This is a genomic window from Pseudomonas sp. PS02303, from assembly GCF_029959925.1.
Lineage (GTDB): Bacteria > Pseudomonadota > Gammaproteobacteria > Pseudomonadales > Pseudomonadaceae > Aquipseudomonas > Aquipseudomonas mandelii.
The window spans coordinates 1-20,252 of the sequence record NZ_JASCOM010000108.1; the positions used below are offsets into that span (position 1 = coordinate 1).

21 protein-coding genes are annotated in these 20,252 nt (G+C 59.0%); 15 read left to right on the forward strand and 6 right to left on the reverse strand.

Annotation, left to right across the window (positions count from 1 at the left end):
• Positions 1-158: 158 nt before the first annotated feature.
• Positions 159-599 (reverse strand): RNA polymerase-binding protein DksA, encoded by a 441-nt coding sequence (gene dksA / locus QMX98_RS20940; RefSeq protein ID WP_007902025.1) that lies wholly within the window; start codon positions 597-599, stop codon positions 159-161.
• Positions 600-932: 333 nt separating this feature from the next.
• Here dksA and QMX98_RS20945 point away from each other — a divergent pair, with 333 nt between their 5' ends.
• Together QMX98_RS20945 and sfsA are read left to right on the forward strand one after the other, a co-directional pair.
• Positions 933-2,105, forward strand: a complete 1,173-nt coding sequence (locus tag QMX98_RS20945) for a pyridoxal phosphate-dependent aminotransferase (protein WP_010467611.1) — start codon at positions 933-935, stop codon at positions 2,103-2,105.
• Positions 2,105-2,818 (forward strand): DNA/RNA nuclease SfsA, encoded by a 714-nt coding sequence (gene sfsA, locus QMX98_RS20950; protein WP_010467613.1) that lies wholly within the window; start codon positions 2,105-2,107, stop codon positions 2,816-2,818. Before QMX98_RS20945 ends, sfsA begins: the two co-directional genes overlap by 1 nt.
• Here sfsA and QMX98_RS20955 read toward each other — a convergent pair.
• A complete protein-coding gene (locus QMX98_RS20955) occupies positions 2,815-3,132 on the reverse strand; it encodes a Rieske (2Fe-2S) protein (RefSeq protein WP_102595139.1) in 318 nt (105 codons plus the stop codon). The two genes, sfsA and QMX98_RS20955, sit on opposite strands and share 4 nt — an antisense overlap.
• 166 nt (positions 3,133-3,298) lie before the next feature.
• Here QMX98_RS20955 and QMX98_RS20960 point away from each other — a divergent pair, with 166 nt between their 5' ends.
• The 4 genes from QMX98_RS20960 to QMX98_RS20975 are packed head-to-tail and all read left to right on the forward strand — an operon-like array spanning position 3,299 to position 6,843.
• Positions 3,299-4,171 carry an ABC transporter substrate-binding protein gene (locus QMX98_RS20960; RefSeq protein WP_282411333.1) on the forward strand — a complete coding sequence of 291 codons (873 nt, stop codon included), beginning with the start codon at positions 3,299-3,301 and terminating at the stop codon, positions 4,169-4,171.
• A complete protein-coding gene (locus QMX98_RS20965) occupies positions 4,168-5,205 on the forward strand; it encodes an iron chelate uptake ABC transporter family permease subunit (RefSeq protein ID WP_145308742.1) in 1,038 nt (345 codons plus the stop codon). Before QMX98_RS20960 ends, QMX98_RS20965 begins: the two co-directional genes overlap by 4 nt.
• A complete protein-coding gene (locus tag QMX98_RS20970) occupies positions 5,205-5,972 on the forward strand; it encodes a heme ABC transporter ATP-binding protein (RefSeq protein WP_010467621.1) in 768 nt (255 codons plus the stop codon). The genes QMX98_RS20965 and QMX98_RS20970 overlap by 1 nt, the downstream gene beginning before the upstream one ends.
• 19 nt (positions 5,973-5,991) lie before the next feature.
• Complete coding sequence (locus QMX98_RS20975) at positions 5,992-6,843, forward strand: ChaN family lipoprotein (protein WP_154913023.1); 852 nt, start codon at positions 5,992-5,994, stop codon at positions 6,841-6,843.
• A 264-nt stretch (positions 6,844-7,107) separates the two neighbouring features.
• Here the strand turns inward: QMX98_RS20975 and QMX98_RS20980 are convergent, their stop codons facing one another.
• From QMX98_RS20980 to QMX98_RS20990, 3 genes are all read right to left on the reverse strand, one after another.
• Positions 7,108-7,380: a TfoX/Sxy family protein gene (locus QMX98_RS20980; protein WP_010467623.1), complete on the reverse strand. Its 273-nt coding sequence runs from the start codon at positions 7,378-7,380 to the stop codon at positions 7,108-7,110.
• Between the two features lie 243 nt (positions 7,381-7,623).
• Positions 7,624-7,968, reverse strand: coding sequence for a pentapeptide repeat-containing protein (locus QMX98_RS20985; RefSeq protein WP_010467624.1), 345 nt, complete (start codon positions 7,966-7,968; stop codon positions 7,624-7,626).
• Positions 7,969-8,058: 90 nt separating this feature from the next.
• A complete protein-coding gene (locus tag QMX98_RS20990; RefSeq protein ID WP_282411334.1) occupies positions 8,059-9,615 on the reverse strand; it encodes a bifunctional aminoglycoside phosphotransferase/ATP-binding protein in 1,557 nt (518 codons plus the stop codon).
• A gap of 118 nt (positions 9,616-9,733) precedes the next feature.
• On the opposite strand from QMX98_RS20990, the gene mrcB reads away from it, so the two are divergent.
• From mrcB to QMX98_RS21005, 3 genes are read left to right on the forward strand one after another with little or no spacing between them, the layout of a single operon-like run.
• Positions 9,734-12,058, forward strand: a complete 2,325-nt coding sequence (gene mrcB, locus QMX98_RS20995) for a penicillin-binding protein 1B (protein WP_077750439.1) — start codon at positions 9,734-9,736, stop codon at positions 12,056-12,058.
• 16 nt (positions 12,059-12,074) lie between these two features.
• Positions 12,075-12,809 carry a hypothetical protein gene (locus tag QMX98_RS21000; protein ID WP_010467627.1) on the forward strand — a complete coding sequence of 245 codons (735 nt, stop codon included), beginning with the start codon at positions 12,075-12,077 and terminating at the stop codon, positions 12,807-12,809.
• Positions 12,809-13,144 carry a YqcC family protein gene (locus QMX98_RS21005; protein ID WP_010467628.1) on the forward strand — a complete coding sequence of 112 codons (336 nt, stop codon included), beginning with the start codon at positions 12,809-12,811 and terminating at the stop codon, positions 13,142-13,144. The genes QMX98_RS21000 and QMX98_RS21005 overlap by 1 nt, the downstream gene beginning before the upstream one ends.
• An 18-nt stretch (positions 13,145-13,162) precedes the next feature.
• Here QMX98_RS21005 and QMX98_RS21010 read toward each other — a convergent pair whose 3' ends face one another.
• The gene (locus QMX98_RS21010; protein WP_145308734.1) at positions 13,163-13,576 is read right to left on the reverse strand and encodes a DUF4124 domain-containing protein; all 414 of its coding nucleotides are present in this window, start codon (positions 13,574-13,576) and stop codon (positions 13,163-13,165) included.
• A gap of 399 nt (positions 13,577-13,975) precedes the next feature.
• On the opposite strand from QMX98_RS21010, the gene QMX98_RS21015 reads away from it, so the two are divergent.
• The 6 genes from QMX98_RS21015 to msrQ all read left to right on the forward strand — a co-directional run bounded on the left by QMX98_RS21015 (position 13,976) and on the right by msrQ (position 19,959).
• Positions 13,976-15,700 (forward strand): acetolactate synthase 3 large subunit, encoded by a 1,725-nt coding sequence (locus QMX98_RS21015; RefSeq protein ID WP_010467631.1) that lies wholly within the window; start codon positions 13,976-13,978, stop codon positions 15,698-15,700.
• A 2-nt stretch (positions 15,701-15,702) separates the two neighbouring features.
• A complete protein-coding gene (gene ilvN, locus QMX98_RS21020; RefSeq protein WP_003205610.1) occupies positions 15,703-16,194 on the forward strand; it encodes an acetolactate synthase small subunit in 492 nt (163 codons plus the stop codon).
• A gap of 48 nt (positions 16,195-16,242) precedes the next feature.
• Complete coding sequence (gene ilvC / locus QMX98_RS21025) at positions 16,243-17,259, forward strand: ketol-acid reductoisomerase (protein ID WP_007948647.1); 1,017 nt, start codon at positions 16,243-16,245, stop codon at positions 17,257-17,259.
• A gap of 145 nt (positions 17,260-17,404) precedes the next feature.
• Positions 17,405-18,262 carry a CDP-diacylglycerol--serine O-phosphatidyltransferase gene (pssA, locus tag QMX98_RS21030; RefSeq protein ID WP_010467638.1) on the forward strand — a complete coding sequence of 286 codons (858 nt, stop codon included), beginning with the start codon at positions 17,405-17,407 and terminating at the stop codon, positions 18,260-18,262.
• A gap of 63 nt (positions 18,263-18,325) precedes the next feature.
• On the forward strand, positions 18,326-19,339 hold the full coding sequence (gene msrP, locus QMX98_RS21035; protein ID WP_010467640.1) for a protein-methionine-sulfoxide reductase catalytic subunit MsrP: 1,014 nt from the start codon (positions 18,326-18,328) through the stop codon (positions 19,337-19,339).
• Positions 19,339-19,959, forward strand: a complete 621-nt coding sequence (gene msrQ / locus QMX98_RS21040) for a protein-methionine-sulfoxide reductase heme-binding subunit MsrQ (RefSeq protein WP_282411335.1) — start codon at positions 19,339-19,341, stop codon at positions 19,957-19,959. The genes msrP and msrQ overlap by 1 nt, the downstream gene beginning before the upstream one ends.
• Positions 19,960-20,252: the final 293 nt, after the last annotated feature.

The window sequence follows — 20,252 nt, forward strand, 5'->3', positions numbered from 1 at the left end:
GCTTGAAGCCGCCGTCGCGAGCAAGCTTCGCTCCTACAGAAGATCGTGCCAGCCTTTGTAGGCGCGAAGCTTGCTCGCGAAGGCAATGCCGAAGACGCAATAAATATCAGAAACAAAAACGGAGCGTTCGCACGCTCCGTTCTTCGTTCAAGGCGACATTACTTGCCGACTTGCTTTTCCTTGATTTCCGCCAGGGTCTTGCAGTCAACGCACATGTCGGCGGTAGGGCGGGCTTCCAGTCGCTTGACGCCGATCTCGACGCCGCAGGACTCGCACCAGCCATATTCTTCGTCTTCGATCAGCTGCAGCGTCTTGTCGATCTTCTTGATCAACTTGCGCTCGCGGTCGCGGGCACGCAGTTCAAGGCTGAACTCTTCTTCCTGGCTGGCACGGTCGGCCGGGTCAGGGAAGTTGGCCGCTTCGTCTTTCATGTGATCAACCGTGCGGTCGACTTCCTGCATCAAGTCCTGTTTCCACTTATTCAGGATCTTGGTGAAGTGAGCGCGCATGGGCTTGCCCATGTACTCCTCGCCCTTAACTTCTTTGTAGGGTTCGAAGCCGCTGATCGACTGGTTTTGCTGCTTTGCTTGGGTGGGCATGAAATGGACCGCCTCTACTCTTGTAATCCATTGCGCAGGATTGCTCCATCACCGACACCTGCCGGCCCTGCGGCTGCAAGCGGGCGAACTTACCAGATCAAATCGGGCCGCGCTACTCCCGGATGTCGAGGTAGTGGCCCAAAGGGCTTGCAAATGATTGCAAAGCCTTGTCTGGCGGCGATGGAGACCTGATCAATTATTGATTTTAGTCAAACCTGAGGTACACGCTTGAGTCGTTTACGGCCAAGTTATAACGCGTCTGACCGCTTTAGGTTCTCGCTCGTTCCAACGCTTGGGTAGAATCGATTTTTTTCTCCGTTGTAAGGAAGGCTAATGGCTCAGTCCTACAGTGCCCGCAGTCGCGCGATCGAACCTTTCCATGTCATGGCGCTGCTGGCGCGGGCCAATGAACTGCAAGCCGAGGGTCACGATGTGATCCACCTGGAAATCGGCGAGCCGGACTTTACCACCGCCGAGCCGATCATCCAGGCCGGCCAGGCAGCACTGACGGCGGGGAAGACCCGTTACACCGCTGCGCGCGGTATCCCCGAGTTGCGTGAGGCCATTTCGGGCTTTTATCAGCAGCGTTACGGGTTAAACATCGACCCGCAGCGAATCCTCATCACGCCTGGCGGTTCCGGCGCCTTGTTATTGGCCAGCGCCTTGCTCGTCGATCCGGGCAAACACTGGCTGCTGGCGGACCCGGGTTATCCCTGCAACCGGCATTTCCTGCGGTTGGTCGAAGGCGCCGCGCAACTGGTGCCGGTCGGCCCGGACGTTCGCTATCAGCTGACGCCGGACCTGGTGGCGCGCCATTGGGATCAAGACAGCGTCGGCGCCTTGGTGGCCTCACCCGCCAACCCGACCGGGACCATCCTGACCCGTGACGAACTGGCGGGCTTGTCGGTTGCGATCAAGGAGCGACACGGTCATCTGGTGGTGGACGAGATCTATCATGGCCTGACGTATGGCACCGATGCCGCCAGTGTGCTGGAAGTCGATGACAGCGCCTTTGTCCTTAATAGTTTTTCCAAGTATTTCGGCATGACCGGATGGCGGCTGGGATGGCTGGTCGCCCCTGAAGCGGCAGTCGGCGAGCTGGAAAAACTTGCGCAAAACCTCTACATCAGCGCCCCCAGCATGGCCCAGCACGCCGCACTGGCCTGCTTCGAGCCGGCCACGATCAGCATTCTGGAAGAGCGTCGGGCCGAATTCGGTCGTCGACGGGATTTCCTGTTGCCGGCTCTGAGAGAGCTGGGCTTCGGGATCGCCGTCGAGCCGGAAGGCGCGTTTTACTTGTACGCCGATATCAGCAAGTTCGGCGGCGATGCCTTCGCATTCTGCCGACATTTCCTCGAAACCGAGCATGTCGCCATTACTCCGGGCCTGGACTTTGGACGTTATCAGGCCGGGCACCATGTCCGTTTTGCCTACACCCAAAGCCTGCCGCGCCTGGAAGAAGCGGTCGAGCGGATCGCACGTGGATTGCGGAGCTGGCAAGGCTGATGCGTTTTCATCCTCCCCTCGAAGAAGGTCGCCTGATCCGTCGTTACAAGCGTTTTCTCGCCGATATCGAAACCGTTGGCGGCGAATTGCTGACAATTCACTGCCCGAACACCGGCTCGATGCTCAATTGCCAGGTGGAAGGTGGGCAGGTCTGGTTCAGCCGCTCCGACGACCCGAAGCGCAAATTGCCCGGCACTTGGGAAGTCGGTGAAACCCCGCAGGGCCGGTTGTTTTGCGTGAACACCGGGCGCGCCAACGGGTTGATCGAAGAGGCGTTGCGGGCGGGGGTGATTACCGAGCTGAACGGCTTTACCGAATTGAAACGCGAAGTGGCCTATGGGCAGGAAAGCAGCCGCATCGATTTCCGTCTCGATTACCCGGGCGGGCCGGCGTATGTAGAGGTCAAAAGCGTGACCCTGGGCTTCGACGGTTCATCGGTGGCGGCATTTCCCGATGCAGTGACGCAACGGGGCGCCAAGCATTTGCGGGAACTGGCTCACTTGGCTCGGGACGGGATTCGCGCGGTGCAGTTGTATTGCGTCAACCTGACCGGCATTGAAGCGGTGCGTCCGGCAGAAGAGATCGATTCGGCCTACGCAGTGGCATTGCGAGAGGCGGTGGCATGCGGCGTCGAGGTAATGGCCTATGGCGTGCGATTGACCCATGAAGAGATGGTGGTCGATCGACGCCTGGAGGTGCTGCTGAACAGTTAAAGGTTGATCCAGATACCTTGTTCGTCTTCGCGGCAGGCAACGGGGGTGAGGGATTGTCCGGCGCACGGGCCGGCGACGCATTCGCCGTCTTCGATCAGGAACAGTGCGCCGTGGGTTGCACACTGGATCAGGCTGTTGCTGGGGTCGAGAAACTGATCGGGTTTCCATTCCAGCCCGACACCCCGGTGCGGGCAGCGATTGATGTAGACGTACACTTGGCCGCCCCGGCGCACAGCAAAAAGTTTCTGACTGTCGATGTCGAATCCGCGACTGCTGTTGTCAGCCAGTTCGGCACCTGTACAAATCAACTTCATGTCTATCCTCTGTTTCGGCGGCTCGTGACCGGATATGTCCGAGCTTGACGTTCAAATGCAAACAATTATCAAATGGCCGCTTCGCCCCGTCGGGTGCAGGTGCCGGATGCCGAGGATACTTGGCCTGTCATCTCGATGCCTGGGAAAACTTAAAAGGAAGCTGTTTATGCGCCTGAGTACCCGCGTTGTTGCGCTGTGTGTCGGACTCCTCGTCAGCCACCACGCCGCAGCGGCCGAGTTGCCACAGCGTTGGGTCAGTGCCGGTGGCGCGTTGTCGGAGTGGGTGAGCGCGCTGGGCGGTGAGTCAAAACTGGTCGGCGTCGATACCACCAGTCAGCATCCGGCCTCGTTGAAGGCGCTGCCGAGCATCGGTTATCAGCGGCAACTGTCGGCGGAGGGCATCTTGAGCTTACGCCCGCAGATTCTGGTCGGCACCGAAGAAATGGGGCCGCCGCCGGTGCTGTCGCAGGTTCGTAGCGCGGGCGTGCAGGTCGAACTGTTCTCGGCCCAGCCCGATATGCCGACGTTGCAGGGCAATCTTGCGCATCTGGGCAAGTTGCTCGGTGCTGAAGACCGGGCTGCGCAATTGCTCCAGACCTACCAGCAGCAACTCGAACAGCAGAAGGTCCGGGTCACTCGCGCGCAGTTGAAGGAAAAATCGCCGGGCGTGCTGTTGCTGCTGGGCCATGCGGGCGGCAAGCCGCTTATCGCCGGCAAAGACACCGCCGCCGATTGGCTGATTCAAAAGGCCGGCGGGCACAATCTGGCCACGCACACTGGCTACAAACCCTTTTCCGTTGAGTCGCTGGTCAGTCTTGACCCCGACGTGCTGGTGTTTGCTGACCGAGCGATGGCCGGCGAGGCCGCGCGCGCGGCGTTGTTCAAGGAAAACCCGATTCTGTCCTCGACCCGTGCGGCCAGGGACGGGCGCGTCATGGAGCTCGATCCGACCTTGTTGGTAGGTGGATTGGGGCCTCGTTTGCCCGATGCGTTGAAAACGCTGTCTGATGGTTTCTTCCCAGGCAATACGGCCCAATGACCGTTCTGGTTAAACCCCGTGCGTTGTTCATTGGCCTGAGCCTGCTGTGTTTAGTGGCGATCTGGCTGTCCTTGGCGCTGGGGCCGGTCAGCCTGCCTTTATTCGATACCCTACGTGCGGCGTTGCGCATGATCGGCCTGCCCATTGCCCCTGATGGGCTGGAGCAGGCCGAACTGATCCTCGGGCAAATTCGCTTGCCTCGAACCTTGTTGGGCCTGGCAGTGGGCGGCGTACTGGCGTTGTCCGGCGTGGCGATGCAGGGATTGTTTCGTAACCCGCTGGCTGACCCGGGGTTGGTCGGGGTGTCCAGCGGTGCTGCGCTGGGAGCCGCTATCGCGATTGTCGGTGGTTCGGTGTTTGGTGGTCTGCCTGAATCGTTCGGGCCTTATCTGTTGTCAGTGTGCGCATTTCTCGGCGGGTTGGGTGTGACGGCGTTGGTGTATCGGCTGGGGCGGCGCAACGGGCAGACGAACGTCGCGACCATGCTCCTGGCCGGTATTGCGTTAACGGCGCTGGCGGGGTCGGCGGTCGGTTTGTTCACCTATCTGGCCGACGACGCGACCTTGCGCACACTCACGTTCTGGAACCTGGGCAGCCTTAACGGCGCGAGTTATTCGCGGCTCTGGCCGTTGCTGCTGGTGAGCGCCGGTGTTGCGCTCTGGTTGCCGCGTCGTGCCAAGGCCTTGAATGCGTTGCTGCTGGGCGAGTCGGAGGCCGGTCATCTGGGCATTGACGTCGAAGGGCTCAAGCGCGAATTGGTGTTTTGCACCGCGCTGGGGGTTGGCGCGGCCGTGGCGGCGGCGGGGATGATCGGGTTTGTCGGTCTGGTGGTGCCGCATCTGGTGCGCCTGCTGGCCGGTCCTGATCATCGGGTGTTGTTGCCGGCCTCAGTGCTGGCCGGTGCCAGTCTCCTGCTGTTTGCCGACCTGGTCGCAAGGCTGGCCTTGGCGCCAGCAGAGTTGCCGATCGGAATTGTCACGGCCTTCATCGGTGCGCCGTTCTTTCTGTATTTACTGCTCAGAGGGCGTGCCTGATGTTGCGAACCCAGAGCCTGCAAATCCGTCGAGGCGCAAAAATCGTACTGACGGACATCACGCTTGAGCTCAGGCCGGGTGAAGTGCTTGGCGTGTTGGGCCCCAACGGCGCGGGCAAAAGCACCTTGCTCGGCGCCTTGTGCGGCGAGTTGAAGGCTGACCACGGCAGCGTCTGGCTCGATGAGCGCGAATTGAGCCATTGGACCGGCGCGCAGCGAGCCCAGCGACTGGCGGTCTTGCCGCAGGTGTCGACCCTGGACTTCGCCTTCCGTGTGGAAGAAGTGGTCGGCATGGGGCGTTTGCCTTATCAAAGCGGGCGGGTCCGGGATGACGAGATCGTCGCCGCCGCCTTGCACGCTGCCGATGCGGGACACCTGAGTGGCCGCAGCTATCTGGCGCTATCCGGCGGCGAGAGGCAGCGGGTACACCTGGCACGGGTACTGGCGCAGCTCTGGCCGGGGGAGGTGGGGCAGACGCTGTTGCTCGATGAACCGACTTCGATGCTCGACCCGCTGCACCAGCACACCACCCTGCAAGCAGTGCGCGAGTTCGCCGATCATGGCGCTGCGGTGCTGGTGATCCTGCATGATCTGAATCTCGCGGCGCGCTATTGTGATCGCCTTCTACTGCTCGAAGGTGGGCGGCCGGTGGCGCTGGACACCCCTGAGCACGTCTTGCGCCCGGAACCACTCAAAGCGGTATTCGGGCTGGAAGTGCTGGTGCAGCGGCATCCGGAGCGTGGTCATCCGCTGATCATCGCCCGCTGAGAAAGACATCGAGGTGAGCATGCGAGGAATTTTGCTACTGGCGGTCGTGTTGTTGAGTGCCTGCCAGCACGTTTCGGCACCGCCTCCGGTCGTCGGTGATATTCAGGACCTGCGCAGTGGCCAGATCCTGACACCCGCGGAATTGGTCGAACGGTTGGCCGTGCCGTCGCGGCTGATCGTCGGTGAGCAGCACGACAATTCTGATCACCATCAACTGCAATTGTGGTTGCTACAGGCGTTGGGCGAACGTCGACCCCAAGGCAGTCTGTTGCTGGAAATGCTCACGCCGGATCAACAATCGCGCGTCGATGACATTCGCCGTGCCTCGACGCTACCCGCAGATCTTCCCGGCGCGTTGAACTGGCAGTCGGGGTGGGACTGGAATCTGTACGGGCCGATCGTGCGCTTTGTGCTGACTCAACCCTACCCGCTGTTGGCGGCCAATCTGGACACTCTTGAAGTCCGTACCGTTTATGCCAAGCCACCGACATTAAACGGTCGGCTTTCCAATGCTCCGTCGGTCAAGGACGAGTTGCTGGCGCAAATCAACGACTCCCATTGCGGCTTGCTGCCCACCTCGCAGATGCCCGCGATGCTGGCGGTCCAGCAACAACGTGATCGTCGGATGGCCGAGCGCTTGCTATCGGCACCGACGCCTTCGCTGCTGTTTGCCGGCGCTTACCACGCGCGCAAGGATGTTGGCGTGCCGATCCACGTCCTTGATCTTGGCGAGCCTGAAGCACCGACGGTGTTGATGCTGGCGGAGGAGCGGGGTGAGGTCACGTCGGCCATGGCTGATTACGTCTGGTACACGCCTGCCACGCCGGCTCAGGATTACTGTGCGCAAATGCGTAAACAGTTCGGGAAGTAAACGGTCGACTTTTCCACAGGCAAAAAAAGACCCGGCAAGAGCCGGGTCAAATAACCGTGATTAGCCTGATGAGGAGATATCTGAGAGTCCGAACCAAGGGCTTTTCAAATATCGACCAGTCTCGCGACCAGTTGTGATAATCATAGCGATTCTCATTACCAAGTCAACCGCTGTTTTTTGATTTCTTTGCAATCCCCTTTTTCCTTGCGCGAAAGCCCGTAATCATTGCGCCTGAGTCGGTAATCCTGAGGCGAATCTGCCTGTTCAGTTCTTGTGACGGGATGAAATGGCTTCCAGTTGTTTGTTCAAGGCTTCTTTGCGATCAGCTGGAATGTCGTTCCAGTGCACGTCCATCAGCGCGCCTTCGATCGCATACAACAACACCTTGGACGCCCGGAACCCGCGCGTACGCACGGCCCGATAAGCATCCACCGCTCCCAGGCGGCGCAAGTCCGACGCGCTGTGGATGCCCACGGCATGCAGCCACTGTGCCGACGTCTTGCCAAGATTCTTCAGGTGTTGCAGTTCATCATTCATCAAGCCTCCTTGCGACGGCCGAACGGTGCGTGGGCGAGCCTCTCAGGAGTGTAGCCATCAGTAGGAAAAGCGTGATTGTTTGGTCGGTTTCGACGCAAAAGCTTCTAAGAGGAAGACTCAGATAGCTGCGTGAAGGTCTGCGGGAGCAGTCGGAGGAAGCGCGGAGGAATCAACTTTCCCGACAAAAAACCCAGCGCCCAGCGCGAAGCGGGGGCGCTGGACTTGTCAGGTAGAACGTCGTTTTTAGCGGGTGCGATAACGCAAGCGAGTACCGAAATTCATCGACATCAGGATCTCGTCAGCACTCAGCTCTGGTGGAAAGTAGGCGCCGGAGATCTGTGCGTGAGCCAGGCTCGCGCCTTCCAGGCAGGAGTTGCGGAAGTCGATACCACGCAAATCAGCGGAGCGGAAATAGGCATCGGTGAAATCGACGCCATCGGCGTTCAGCTCACGCAGGTCCAGACCACGAAAATCGCCGCCGACCATGTCGACAGAGGCATGACTGGCGCGCTCGGCATTGAAGCCTGCGATGTCGTCTTTGTGCAGCAAGGCATAAAGCGGGGTGTCGAGAAGTTTCGGCTGGCTCATGTCGCATCACCTGATGGTTTTATGACGCCAGTATAGTGCCACTATTTGGCAGCCGTGAAGCCGGCGATGGCTTCACGGCTGAAATAGTTTTTACAGGCCCGGCATGCGCTGGCGAATCTGTGCAACAACGGTGTCGAGCGTCCCGCTTTCATTGGTCTGGACGCGTTTGCTGCACAGAATTTCTGCTGGCGTCAGGGGCTCACGGCTCGCCTGCTGGGCGGCGATAACAGCGAGGTTGGCGTCGGACGGATCCTTCTGGTCTGCCTGACGCAAGGCCAGCCAGCTCTCGATGACTGCTTGTGGTGCATTGCAATCGAGGATCAGGAACGGTGCCCCGGTGGCTTCGGCGATTTTCGCCGCGCCGTCGCGCTGATCGCGCTTGAGGTATGTCGCATCGATGACCACCGGGAAACCGGCGCGCAGGATGACCGCGGCAATTTCATGCAGGCGGCTGTAAGTGGCGGCGCTCGCGTCGGCACTATAAATGCCGGCCTGCGGGTCATTCGGTACGGTTTGCTCGCCGAACAAGCGCTTGCGTTCAACATCCGAACGCAGGCGAATGGCGCCCAGCGCTTCCACCAGGCGCATGGCGACGTGGCTTTTGCCGACAGCGGAAACGCCGTGGGTAATCGCCATGAACCGCGAAGGAATGGTGCTGTAGCTTTCTGCCAGGTTGGCGTAGTTGCGGTACTGACGCAGGGTGGTGGCGCGTTGCACCGGGTCGGCTTCGGCCGGCATGCTGAACAGGCTGACCTTGGCGCGAACCAGTGCGCGGTACGCTTTGTAGAAGTTCAGTAGCTCAAGGCCCTGATAGTCGCCGGTCAGTTCCAGGTACTGGCTGATGAAACGACGCGCCAGGCTTTTCAGGCCGCGATCTTCCAGGTCCATGGCGAGGAAACCGGTGTCGGCATAAACGTCGGTGAAGCGGAACGGTTCGTTGAACTCGATGCAGTCGAAGATCACGACCTTGCCATCGATCACGGTGGCGTTGCCCAGGTGGATGTCGCCGTGGCATTCGCGGATGAAGCCTTCAGCCTTGCGCTGGGCGAACAGCGGCTTCAGGCGTTCGAAGCTGCTTTCGGCCCAGGCCTGCAACGCATCAAGTTGCAGCAGATCGGCCTTGTCGCTGAGGAACGGGCGGATCTGTTCGAAGTTCTGGCGTACCGGTGCCATCACGCTGTCCGGGGTGCCGGCTTCGTGTTCGCCAGGCACTTTCGGTGCAGTGAGGTGGAATTGGGCAATCTGTGCGGCCATCTCGTCGATGTGCGCGGTGGTCAACTCACCATTGGCTTGCAGGGTGCTGAGCAACTGGCTTTGTGGGAATTGACGCATTTTCAGTGCGAAATCGACAACCGGACCTTCGCCGCCCAGTTGTGGCGCAGCTTCGCTGCCGGTGATCGGCAACACTTCCAGGTACAAATCGTGGGTCAGGCGCTGGTTGAGGCGCAGCTCTTCGCCGCAGAAATGCTCGCGAGCGTCGAGGCTGGTGAAGTCGAGGAAGCCGAAATTCACGGGCTTCTTCACTTTATAAGCAAAGGGACCGGTGAGGATGACCCAGGAGATGTGGGTCTCGATGACCTGGAACCCGTCGACAGGATGCGGGTAGAGGGCCGGGTTTTGCAGGGCGGCGATCAGGGACTGGCTCACAGGCGATCCTTCAGAGTCTGGGGAAAATTCACGGCCGCCATTATGGCTGCAAGTCCGTCTGACGCAAACCTCGGAGGGCTCCTGTTGAGTATGAATAAAGTGCGTATAATCCGCCGCCATGACTCGTACTCGATCCCCCCGTACCCCCAAAAAACCACCTTCCCGGGGCTTGAGCCCCTGGCTGGGCTGGGCCCTTAAACTCAGTCTGGTCGGCCTCGTGGTGCTCGCCGGGTTCGCGGTTTACCTCGACGCCGTGGTCCAGGAGAAGTTCTCCGGCAAGCGCTGGACCATCCCGGCCAAGGTGTATGCGCGCCCGCTGGAGCTGTTCACCGGCCAGAAGCTGAGCAAGGAAGACTTCCTCACCGAGCTCGACGCCTTGGGCTATCGCCGCGAAGCCGTGAGCAACGGCCCCGGCGCAGCGGCGGTCAACGGCAACACCGTCGACTTGAATACCCGTGGCTTCCAGTTCTATGAAGGCCTGGAAAAAGCTCAGCCGGTGCGCGTGCGTTTCTCCGGCGATTACGTGGCTGACCTTTCGGCGACCAACGGTTCGAAGCTTTCAGTCGTGCGTCTGGAGCCTCTGCTGATCGGCGGCATTTACCCGAAAAATCTTGAAGACCGCATTCTGATCAAAATCGATCAGGTCCCGCCGTACCTGCTGGAAACCCTGGTCGCCGTGGAAGACCGGGATTTCTATAGTCACTGGGGCGTGTCGCCCAAGTCGATTGCCCGCGCCGTGTGGGTCAACACCTCCGGCGGCAAGATGACCCAGGGCGGCAGTACGCTGACCCAGCAGTTGGTGAAGAATTTCTACCTGACCAGCGAACGCAGCCTGACCCGCAAACTCACCGAAGCCATGATGGCGATGCTGCTTGAGCTGCATTACGACAAACGGGAAATTCTTGAGGCGTATCTCAATGAAGTGTTCGTCGGTCAGGATGGGCAGCGCGCGGTGCACGGTTTCGGCCTGGCCAGCCAGTTCTTCTTCGGGCAGCCATTGTCCGAGCTGAAACTGCATCAAGTCGCCATGCTGGTGGGGATGGTCAAGGGGCCGTCCTATTACAATCCGCGTCGCAACCCGGAACGGGCGCTGGAGCGGCGCAATCTGGTGCTCGATGTGCTTGAGCAACAAGGCGTCGCCACCGCCGAGCAGGTCGCAGCGGCGAAGAATATGCCACTGGGCGTGACGACGCGCGGCAAGCTGGCGGACAGTTCATTCCCGGGCTTCCTCGACCTGGTTAAACGTCAGCTGCGCGAAGACTATCGCGACGAAGACTTGACCGAAGAAGGCCTGCGGATCTTCACCAGTTTCGACCCGATCCTGCAGATGAAGGCCGAAGCGTCGGTCAACGACACCTTTAAACGCTTGTCCGGACGCAAGGGTTCCGATGAGGTTGAGGCGGCGATGGTCGTGACCAACCCGGAAACCGGTGAAGTCCAGGCCATGATCGGCAGCCGTCAGGCAAGTTTCGCCGGCTTCAACCGGGCGCTGGATGCAGTGCGACCAATCGGTTCGTTGATCAAGCCTGCGGTTTATCTGACAGCCCTTGAGAAGCCGAGCCAGTACACGCTGACCAGTTGGCTGTCGGACGAATCCTTCTCGGTCAAAGGCGCGGACGGTCAGGTCTGGAAACCCCAGAATTACGATCGCCGTTCCCACGGTACGGTTTTCCTGTACCAAGGCCTGGCCCATTCCTACAACCTGTCAACGGCGCGCCTCGGGTTGGCGGTTGGCGTGCCGAATGTCCTGAAGACATTGGCGCGCCTGGGTGTCAGCCGCGAGTTCCCGGCGTTCCCTTCGATGTTGCTGGGGGCTGGAGGTCTGACGCCGATCGAAGTGGCGACCATGTACCAGACGCTGGCCAACGGTGGCTTCAATACGCCGATGCGCGGGATTCGTAGCGTATTGACCGCCGAAGGCGAGCCGCTCAAGCGTTATCCGTTCCAGATCGAGCAGCGTTTCGATCCGGCCTCCATCTACCTGATCCAGAGCGCCATGCAGCGAGTCATGCGTGAAGGTACCGGCAGTTCGGTTTACAACGTGCTGCCGAAAACCCTGACCCTGGCGGGTAAAACCGGTACCAGTAACGACTCGCGAGACAGCTGGTTCGCCGGTTTCAGTCAGGACTTGCTGGCGGTGGTGTGGCTGGGACGCGATGACAACGGCAAGACCCCGTTCACCGGTGCCACCGGTGCGTTGCAGGTCTGGACCAGCTTCATGCGCAAGGCCGATCCGTTGCCGCTGGACATGCCGCAACCGGACAATGTTGTTCAGGCCTGGGTCGATTCGCGGACCGGGCAAGGTTCCGACGGCAGCTGCCCAGGTGCCGTGCAGATGCCGTATATTCGCGGCAGCGAACCGCCTCCCGGCGCGGCTTGCGGTGGCGACAGTCCCGCATCCGGCGAAACGGTGATGGATTGGGTCAAGGGCTGGATGAATTAAGCAAAGAGGGTTTCAAGTGAACAAGTGGTTGATTCCAGCGGTTACCGCCGTGGCTTTGCTCAGCGGTTGTTCCTCCGTACAACGCGGTTCGATTCCGGTTGTGGACTCTGGCAGTGCTGTCTCCAACAGTGAGCGAGTGTCGGCAAATGGCGGTTTCCGCAAGACGACGACTAAACGTCCTGTGCAAGCCCAGACTCAAGCGATTCCGCAAGGTGACACGGGTGTCGTCGTGATGGTGCCAGGTGGCGGCGCAGTGGCGTCTGCCCCGATCAGCACCGGTCCGATTACGCCTGGCCCGATTACCCCAGGGCCGATCGACACCTCGCCGGTACAGTCGGCACCGATCAATCAGGGCAGCTACAGCATGCCGTCGACGCCGAGCGGGATTCCTTCGGCGAGCTCCGGTGGATTGTCTGCCGATGAGCAACTGGACGGTCCGGTGCTGGCGCTGTTGACCACTGCTCAGCAGCAACAGGCCGGCGGCGATCTCAACGGTGCGTCCTCCAGCCTTGAGCGCGCCCAGCGAGTTGCACCGCGTGAGCCGCAAGTGCTTTATCGTCTGGCTCAAGTGCGCATGGCCCAAGGCGATGCGCCACAGGCTGAACAGTTCGCCCGTCGTGGCCTGACGTTCGCCAATGGTCGTCCGGCGCTTCAGGCCAGCCTGTGGGAACTGATCGCCCAAGCGCGTGAGAAACAGGGTGATTCCGCAGGTGCGGCACTGGCCCGTCAGAAGGCCAAGGTTGTGTCGTGATGGACGCACGCTTCCCCAAGATTGCCGAGCAACTGCTGTTGATCGAACGTGAGCTACGGGTTCAGGGTTGGTGGGATGACGTTTCACCATCCGCTGAAGCGTTATCCAGCGTTGAACCGTTTTCGGTCGATACGCTCGATTTCGAGCAGTGGCTGCAATGGATCTTCCTGCCGAAGATGAAGGTCATCCTCGAACAGGATCTACCGCTGCCCAACGCATCGGGGATTCAGGAGATGGCCGAAATGGTCTTCGCCGCCCGCAATGTCCAAGGCAGGGACCGGCAGTTGCAGGTCTTGCTCAAAGAGTTCGATCTGCTGATCACCGCCTCTCGCTGAATCGGAAACTGCCAGTGCCTACTGGCAGTTATCCGCAATCTGTTTCTGTGCTTCGGTAGTGCGCTCCTGACGTTGTTCATCGGTCAGGCGGCGCCTCTCACCGTCCACGTCCTCACGCAATCGCGGATTGTTCTGCAGCTGGGCCAGGTTCGTTCGCGCCTGCTCGCAGAATACCTTTAGCTGGGCTTGCTGCTCGGCAACCTGCTTTTTCACTGTGTTGTCGATGGCCTGTTGATCGCCAATCGCCGTGCTGCGCGTTGGTGCGGCGGGTTTGCCGGCAGGCGGGGAGGGCGTCACCACGGTGGTGGCCTCCTGGCCTTGAGGCGGTTGCGCGTCGAAGTGGGTAACGCCTTGGGCGTCGACCCATTTATAGATCTGAGCGGCCATACACAAAGGGCTGATCAGCAAAGTGACCATTAAGAACGTTCGCATGCCATTTCCTTGCCAGAGTTGCGCAATTGAAGCTAACACAGTTGCGGTTTAGCGGTTTTTTCTTGCTTTCTCATGTGCTTACTTCAATAAAGCACATAGACGGCTTGACTTGCAGAGGACGAAACAGAAGAATCCAAAGTCCGCTGTAGAGGGACTGCCAGAAGCAGACCCACTCAGCAGATCATGAGGCGCACATCCGCGCCGACCTGTTACACCCGCAACGCGTTACCTCGCGCTGGGTGGGAAAGGCCCGCAACACTTGGGACGATCCCAATACTTGCTCAGTCAGTGCTGACGTAGTCGGCGACCACCGTCGCTCATGCTCTGCTGAGAAGTAAACCTATTAAGACCCGTCCCCGTTTATGTGGGCGGTATTCTGGCGTTTTAGAGGTGAGCAACGTGGAGCTTTTATCTGGCGGTGAGATGCTCGTCCGCTTTTTGCGTGACGAAGGCGTTAAATATATCTATGGGTACCCAGGTGGTGCCGCATTGCATATCTACGACGCGCTGTTCAAAGAACCAGCCGTTCAACATATTCTCGTTCGTCATGAGCAGGCTGCCACTCACATGGCTGACGGCTATGCGCGCGCCACCGGCAAGGCAGGCGTTGTACTGGTGACCTCCGGTCCCGGTGCGACCAACGTCATTACCGGCATTGCTACCGCGTACATGGACTCGATTCCGATGGTGATCCTGACCGCCCAGGTGCCTAGCACCATGGTCGGGACCGATGCCTTCCAGGAAACCGATATGATCGGTATCTCCCGGCCGATCGTGAAACACAGTTTCATGATCAAGCATGCTTCGGAAATCCCGGAGATCATGAAAAAGGCTTTCTACCTCGCGCAATCGGGTCGTCCTGGTCCTGTCGTTGTCGACATTCCGAAAGACATGACCAACCCGGCCGAGAAGTTCGAATATATCTTCCCGAAAAAAGCCAAGCTGCGCTCCTACAGCCCAGCGGTTCGTGGCCATTCGGGCCAGATCCGCAAAGCGGTGGAAATGCTGTTGGCGGCCAAGCGGCCGATCATCTATGCCGGCGGCGGCGTCATTCTGGGCAATGGCTCCGCGCCATTGACCGAACTGGCGCAACTGCTGAACGTGCCGGTCACCAATACCTTGATGGGCCTCGGCGCCTATCCGGGCAGCGACCGTCAGTTCCTTGGCATGCTCGGTATGCACGGCAGCTACACCGCCAACCTGGCGATGCACCATGCGGACGTGATCATGGCCGTTGGCGCGCGTTTCGATGACCGTGTTATCAACGGTGCATCGAAGTTCTGCCCAAGCGCCAAGATCATCCACATCGACATCGACCCGGCTTCGATCTCCAAAACCATCAAGGCCGACGTTCCTATCGTAGGCCCGGTGGAAAGCGTACTGACCGAGATGGTCGCTACCTTCAAGGAAATCGGCGAGACCCCGAACAAGGACTCGGTGGCTGCCTGGTGGAAGCAGGTTGAAGAGTGGCGCGGTGATCGCGACATGTTCCCTTACAACAAAGGGGACGGCAGCATCATCAAGCCGCAAACCGTTATCGAAACCCTGCACGAAGTGACCAAGGGCGATGCCTACATTGCGTCCGACGTGGGTCAGCACCAGATGTTCGCGGCGCAATACTACCGCTTCAACAAGCCTAATCGCTGGATCAACTCCGGTGGCCTGGGCACGATGGGCTTCGGTTTCCCGGCAGCAATGGGCGTCAAACTGAGCTTCCCGGAAGCCGATGTGGCTTGCGTGACCGGTGAAGGCAGCATCCAGATGAACATCCAGGAGCTGTCCACTTGCCTGCAACATGACCTGCCGGTGAAGATCATCCTGCTCAACAACGGCGTGCTCGGCATGGTCCGCCAGTGGCAGGACATGAGCTACGGCGCGCGTCACTCGCACTCCTACATGGAATCGTTGCCGGACTTCGTCAAGTTGGCTGAAGCCTATGGTCACGTCGGCATGCGCATCACGGACTTGAAGGATTTGAAGCCGATGATGGAGCAAGCCTTCGCGATGAAGGATCGTCTGGTGTTCATCGACATCAAGGTCGACGCAGCTGAACACGTCTACCCGATGCAGATCAAAGACGGCTCCATGCGCGATATGTGGCTGAGCAAGACGGAGCGTACTTAATCATGCGACATATTATTTCCCTGCTTCTGGAAAACGAACCCGGCGCTCTGTCTCGTGTAGTCGGCCTGTTCTCGCAGCGCAACTACAACATCGAAAGCCTGACCGTGGCCCCTACCGAAGATCCGACCTTGTCGCGTCTGACGCTGACCACTGTCGGCCACGATGAAATCATCGAGCAGATCACCAAAAACCTGAACAAGCTGATCGAAGTGGTCAAACTGGTCGACCTGTCGGAGAGCGCTCACATCGAGCGCGAACTGATGCTGGTCAAGGTCAAGGCTACCGGCGCCCAGCGCGCCGAGATCAAGCGCACCACCGATATTTACCGTGGACAGATCGTCGATGTCAGCGCCAGCGTTTATACCGTTCAATTGACCGGTACCAGCGACAAGCTCGACAGCTTCATTCAGTCCATTGGCACCGCCTCGATCCTGGAAACCGTCCGTAGCGGCGTAACCGGTATCGCTCGCGGCGACAAAGTACTCAGCATCTAAACCAAATTAGCGAACGGCCTGAACGGCCTGGATATATAGGGGAATTTCATGAAAGTTTATTACGAAAAAGACTGCGACCTGTCGATCATCCAGGGCAAGAAAGTTGCCATCATCGGTTACGGTTCCCAGGGCCACGCTCAGGCGTGCAACCTGAAAGACTCCGGCGTTGACGTGACTGTCGGTCTGCGCAAAGGTTCGGCCACTGTTGCCAAAGCCGAAGCTCACGGCCTGAAAGTGACCGACGTTGCTTCCGCTGTTGCAGCTGCCGACCTGGTCATGATCCTGACCCCGGACGAGTTCCAGTCTGCCCTGTACAAGAACGAAATCGAGCCGAACATCAAGAAAGGCGCCACCCTGGCCTTCTCCCACGGCTTCGCGATCCACTACAACCAGGTTGTTCCGCGTGCTGACCTCGACGTGATCATGATCGCGCCGAAAGCACCGGGCCACACCGTGCGTTCCGAGTTCGTCAAAGGCGGCGGTATCCCTGACCTGATCGCTATCTATCAGGATGCTTCGGGCAACGCCAAAAACGTTGCACTGTCCTACGCCGCAGGCGTCGGTGGCGGTCGTACCGGCATCATCGAAACCACCTTCAAGGACGAGACCGAAACCGACCTGTTCGGCGAACAAGCCGTTCTGTGCGGCGGTACCGTTGAGCTGGTCAAAGCCGGTTTCGAAACCCTGGTTGAAGCTGGCTACGCGCCGGAAATGGCCTACTTCGAATGCCTGCACGAACTGAAGCTGATCGTTGACCTCATGTACGAAGGCGGTATCGCCAACATGAACTACTCGATCTCCAACAACGCTGAATACGGCGAGTACGTGACGGGTCCGGAAGTGATCAACGCGGAGTCCCGTCAGGCTATGCGCAACGCCCTGAAACGTATTCAGGACGGCGAATACGCCAAGATGTTCATCAGCGAAGGCGCGACCGGCTATCCTTCGATGACCGCCAAGCGTCGTAACAACGCCGCTCACGGTATCGAAATCATCGGCGAGCAACTGCGCTCCATGATGCCGTGGATCGGTGCCAACAAGATCGTCGACAAAGCTAAAAACTAAGTCGCGCACTTGTACGAAAAACGCGGCTTAGGCCGCGTTTTTTCGTTTGGGCTGAAAGGTTCTGGTATAAAGCTGCATCGTTTGCGGCCGAACCGTCGTCCCAGACACCTGTCGAAACTTTCCACCCCGTTGCAAGGTAATGTCCATGAGCGAACGTCCCGAAGAGCCAAACAAGGCTTCTGACGCCGAAAGCCTGCTGCCCATCGATGAACACATCGAGGAAGGGCATGACGCTGAAGGTCGTAAAGTCCGGCATCGTGGTATCTATCTTCTGCCGAATCTGTTCACCACCGCGAACCTGTTCGCAGGGTTTTATTCCATCATCAGCTCGATGAGCGCCCAGAGTGCGTTGAGTGCCGGTGATTCGATTGGCGCGAGCAAGTATTTTGCGTTTGCCGCGATTGCGATTTTCGTCGCCATGGTGCTCGACGGCCTTGATGGTCGCGTTGCCCGCATGACCAATACCCAGAGTGCCTTCGGCGCCGAGTACGATTCGCTGTCGGACATGGTCGCCTTTGGTGTCGCGCCGGCGTTGCTGGCGTTTGGCTGGGCGTTGGGCGACATGGGCAAGGTCGGCTGGATGGTTGCCTTCATCTATGTCGCGGGTGCAGCGTTGCGCCTGGCACGCTTCAATACGCAAGTCGGCACCGCGGATAAACGCTACTTCATCGGTCTGGCCAGTCCGGCTGCAGCGGGTGTTGTCGCGGGGATTGTCTGGGCGTTCAGTGACTACGGCATTCAGGGTTCCAAGATGTCGTTCCTGGTTGCGCTGATGGTGGCCGCCGCCGGCATGCTGATGGTCAGCAACATCAAGTACAACAGCTTCAAGGAGCTGGACTTGAAGGGGCGAGTGCCCTTTGTCGCGATCCTCGCGGTAGTCCTGGTGTTTGCCGTGGTCTTCAGTGATCCGCCGCGCATTCTACTGCTGGTTTTCCTCGCTTACGCGGCGTCTGGTCCGGTGCAATACCTGTTGCATCTTCGTCGGCACAAAAACGCCGAGTGATGTAATTTCCCTCATACTCCGCAGTCTATTGGTGCATCTGTCCTCCAATGCTGCGGAGTTGCCATGCTGATCAAAGTCCCCAAAGCGTCTGACTGTCACGAGTCGGACGTCACGCCTGAATCCTTCTATCTTTCTCGACGCAATCTACTGGGTGCAGCCGTTGCCGGTCTGGCCGTGAGCAGTCTGCCGCGCTGGGCCAGTGCTGACGAAGCCGCTCGTTACGCAGATGTCGAGCCAGGCAAGGCGCCTTCCTGGTTTGCCGAAAAGCTTCCTGCTACTAAATGGGGGGCAGTCAACGTCAAGGATGAGGCGATCACGCCATTCAAGGATGCGACCCACTACAACAACTTCTACGAGTTCGGCACTGATAAAGGCGACCCTGCCGCCAATGCCGGTTCGCTGAAGACTGAGCCTTGGACCGTGGTGGTGGATGGAGAGGTAGGTAAGCCGGGGCGGTATGCGCTGGAAGACTTCATGAAGCCCTATCAGCTAGAGGAGCGTATTTATCGTCTTCGCTGTGTCGAGGCCTGGTCGATGGTTATTCCCTGGATTGGTTTTCCTCTTTCGGCGTTGCTGAAGCAAGTCGAGCCGACATCGAAGGCCAAGTTCATCCGCTTTGAAACGCTGCAAGATCCCAAGAGCATGCCTGGGCAGCGCTCTGGTTTTGCCTTGATCGAGTGGCCCTATGTAGAGGGTTTGCGCCTGGATGAGGCGATGAATCCGTTGGCCATTCTTGCGGTGGGCATGTATGGGCGTGAACTGCCGAATCAGAACGGGGCGCCTCTGCGTTTGGTGGTGCCCTGGAAGTATGGCTTCAAGAGCGTCAAATCCATCGTGCGGATCAGTCTGGTCAGCGAACAGCCGAAAACCACCTGGCAGAGCATTGCCGCGGATGAATACGGCTTTTACGCCAACGTGAACCCTACAGTTGATCACCCGCGCTGGACTCAGGCTCGTGAGCGTCGTTTGCCGAGCGGCCTGTTCAAGCCCAATGTTCGGGACACACAGATGTTCAACGGCTACTCGGATGAAGTCGCTTCTCTCTATACAGGGCTCGATCTGCGGAAGAACTACTGATGCGTTATCCGTTTTGGCGAATTGGCGTCTTTGTAGCGGCGGCGGTCTGGCCGCTGCTTTGGTTGTATCAGGCCTGGCAGGATGTGTTGGGTCCCGATCCGGGCAAGGTCCTGGTTGATCGGCTGGGGCTGGGGACGCTTATCCTGCTGCTAATAACGTTAAGCATGACGCCTCTGCAGAAACTCACCGGTTGGGCGGGGTGGATCGCTGTGCGCCGGCAGCTGGGGTTGTGGTGTTTCGCTTATGTGGTTCTGCATCTGAGCGGCTACACGGCGTTCATTCTTGGATTTGATTGGTCGCAGCTGGGTGTTGAGTTGCGCAAACGGCCGTACATCATTGTCGGGACGTTGGGGTTTCTCTGTTTATTGGCATTGGCGATGACTTCTAATCGTTACAGTCAGCGCCGGCTGGGTGTTCGTTGGAAGAAGCTGCATCGGCTGGTGTATGTCATTCTCGGGCTTGGATTGCTGCATATGTTGTGGATCGTTCGTGCCGATCTCAAGGAATGGGCGATCTATGCTTCTATAGGTGCGCTGCTATTAGTGTTGCGCATTCCGCCTGTGGCCCGTCGAATCCCGCGTTTAATAGCCAAAAAAGCGCCTTCTGCAAGAAAAGCATAAATAGGTGTTGACGGCAGATTCTGGAAGTCTATAATTCGCCCCACTTCCGGCGCAGTCGAAACGGAAAACTCCTTGGTAAACAAAGAGTTACGCAGTTTTCGACAGCGAGTTGCTTCAGGTCATCGAGGCCCAGAAGGAGTTGATCAGGCGGGGTTGTTTGGCTTGGTTGACGGTTCGATCTTCTCGGTCGAAAGCGGAGAAAAAGAGGTGTTGACAGCAGCGAGTAACGCTGTAGAATTCGCCTCCCGCTAACGAGAGATCGGAAGCGCAAGTGGTTGAAGTTGCAAAGGAAA

What these genes read in the sequence shown, in the direction of transcription:
- dksA (WP_007902025.1), bottom strand. Translation starts at nt 599, where the DNA reads ATGCCCACCCAAGCAAAGCAGCAAAACCAGTCGATCAGCGGCTTCGAA.
- QMX98_RS20945 (WP_010467611.1), top strand. Translation starts at nt 933, where the DNA reads ATGGCTCAGTCCTACAGTGCCCGCAGTCGCGCGATCGAACCTTTCCAT.
- sfsA (WP_010467613.1), top strand. Translation starts at nt 2,105, where the DNA reads ATGCGTTTTCATCCTCCCCTCGAAGAAGGTCGCCTGATCCGTCGTTAC.
- QMX98_RS20955 (WP_102595139.1), bottom strand. Translation starts at nt 3,132, where the DNA reads ATGAAGTTGATTTGTACAGGTGCCGAACTGGCTGACAACAGCAGTCGC.
- QMX98_RS20960 (WP_282411333.1), top strand. Translation starts at nt 3,299, where the DNA reads ATGCGCCTGAGTACCCGCGTTGTTGCGCTGTGTGTCGGACTCCTCGTC.
- QMX98_RS20965 (WP_145308742.1), top strand. Translation starts at nt 4,168, where the DNA reads ATGACCGTTCTGGTTAAACCCCGTGCGTTGTTCATTGGCCTGAGCCTG.
- QMX98_RS20970 (WP_010467621.1), top strand. Translation starts at nt 5,205, where the DNA reads ATGTTGCGAACCCAGAGCCTGCAAATCCGTCGAGGCGCAAAAATCGTA.
- QMX98_RS20975 (WP_154913023.1), top strand. Translation starts at nt 5,992, where the DNA reads ATGCGAGGAATTTTGCTACTGGCGGTCGTGTTGTTGAGTGCCTGCCAG.
- QMX98_RS20980 (WP_010467623.1), bottom strand. Translation starts at nt 7,380, where the DNA reads ATGAATGATGAACTGCAACACCTGAAGAATCTTGGCAAGACGTCGGCA.
- QMX98_RS20985 (WP_010467624.1), bottom strand. Translation starts at nt 7,968, where the DNA reads ATGAGCCAGCCGAAACTTCTCGACACCCCGCTTTATGCCTTGCTGCAC.
- mrcB (WP_077750439.1), top strand. Translation starts at nt 9,734, where the DNA reads ATGACTCGTACTCGATCCCCCCGTACCCCCAAAAAACCACCTTCCCGG.
- QMX98_RS21005 (WP_010467628.1), top strand. Translation starts at nt 12,809, where the DNA reads ATGGACGCACGCTTCCCCAAGATTGCCGAGCAACTGCTGTTGATCGAA.
- QMX98_RS21010 (WP_145308734.1), bottom strand. Translation starts at nt 13,576, where the DNA reads ATGCGAACGTTCTTAATGGTCACTTTGCTGATCAGCCCTTTGTGTATG.
- ilvN (WP_003205610.1), top strand. Translation starts at nt 15,703, where the DNA reads ATGCGACATATTATTTCCCTGCTTCTGGAAAACGAACCCGGCGCTCTG.
- ilvC (WP_007948647.1), top strand. Translation starts at nt 16,243, where the DNA reads ATGAAAGTTTATTACGAAAAAGACTGCGACCTGTCGATCATCCAGGGC.
- pssA (WP_010467638.1), top strand. Translation starts at nt 17,405, where the DNA reads ATGAGCGAACGTCCCGAAGAGCCAAACAAGGCTTCTGACGCCGAAAGC.
- msrP (WP_010467640.1), top strand. Translation starts at nt 18,326, where the DNA reads ATGCTGATCAAAGTCCCCAAAGCGTCTGACTGTCACGAGTCGGACGTC.
- msrQ (WP_282411335.1), top strand. Translation starts at nt 19,339, where the DNA reads ATGCGTTATCCGTTTTGGCGAATTGGCGTCTTTGTAGCGGCGGCGGTC.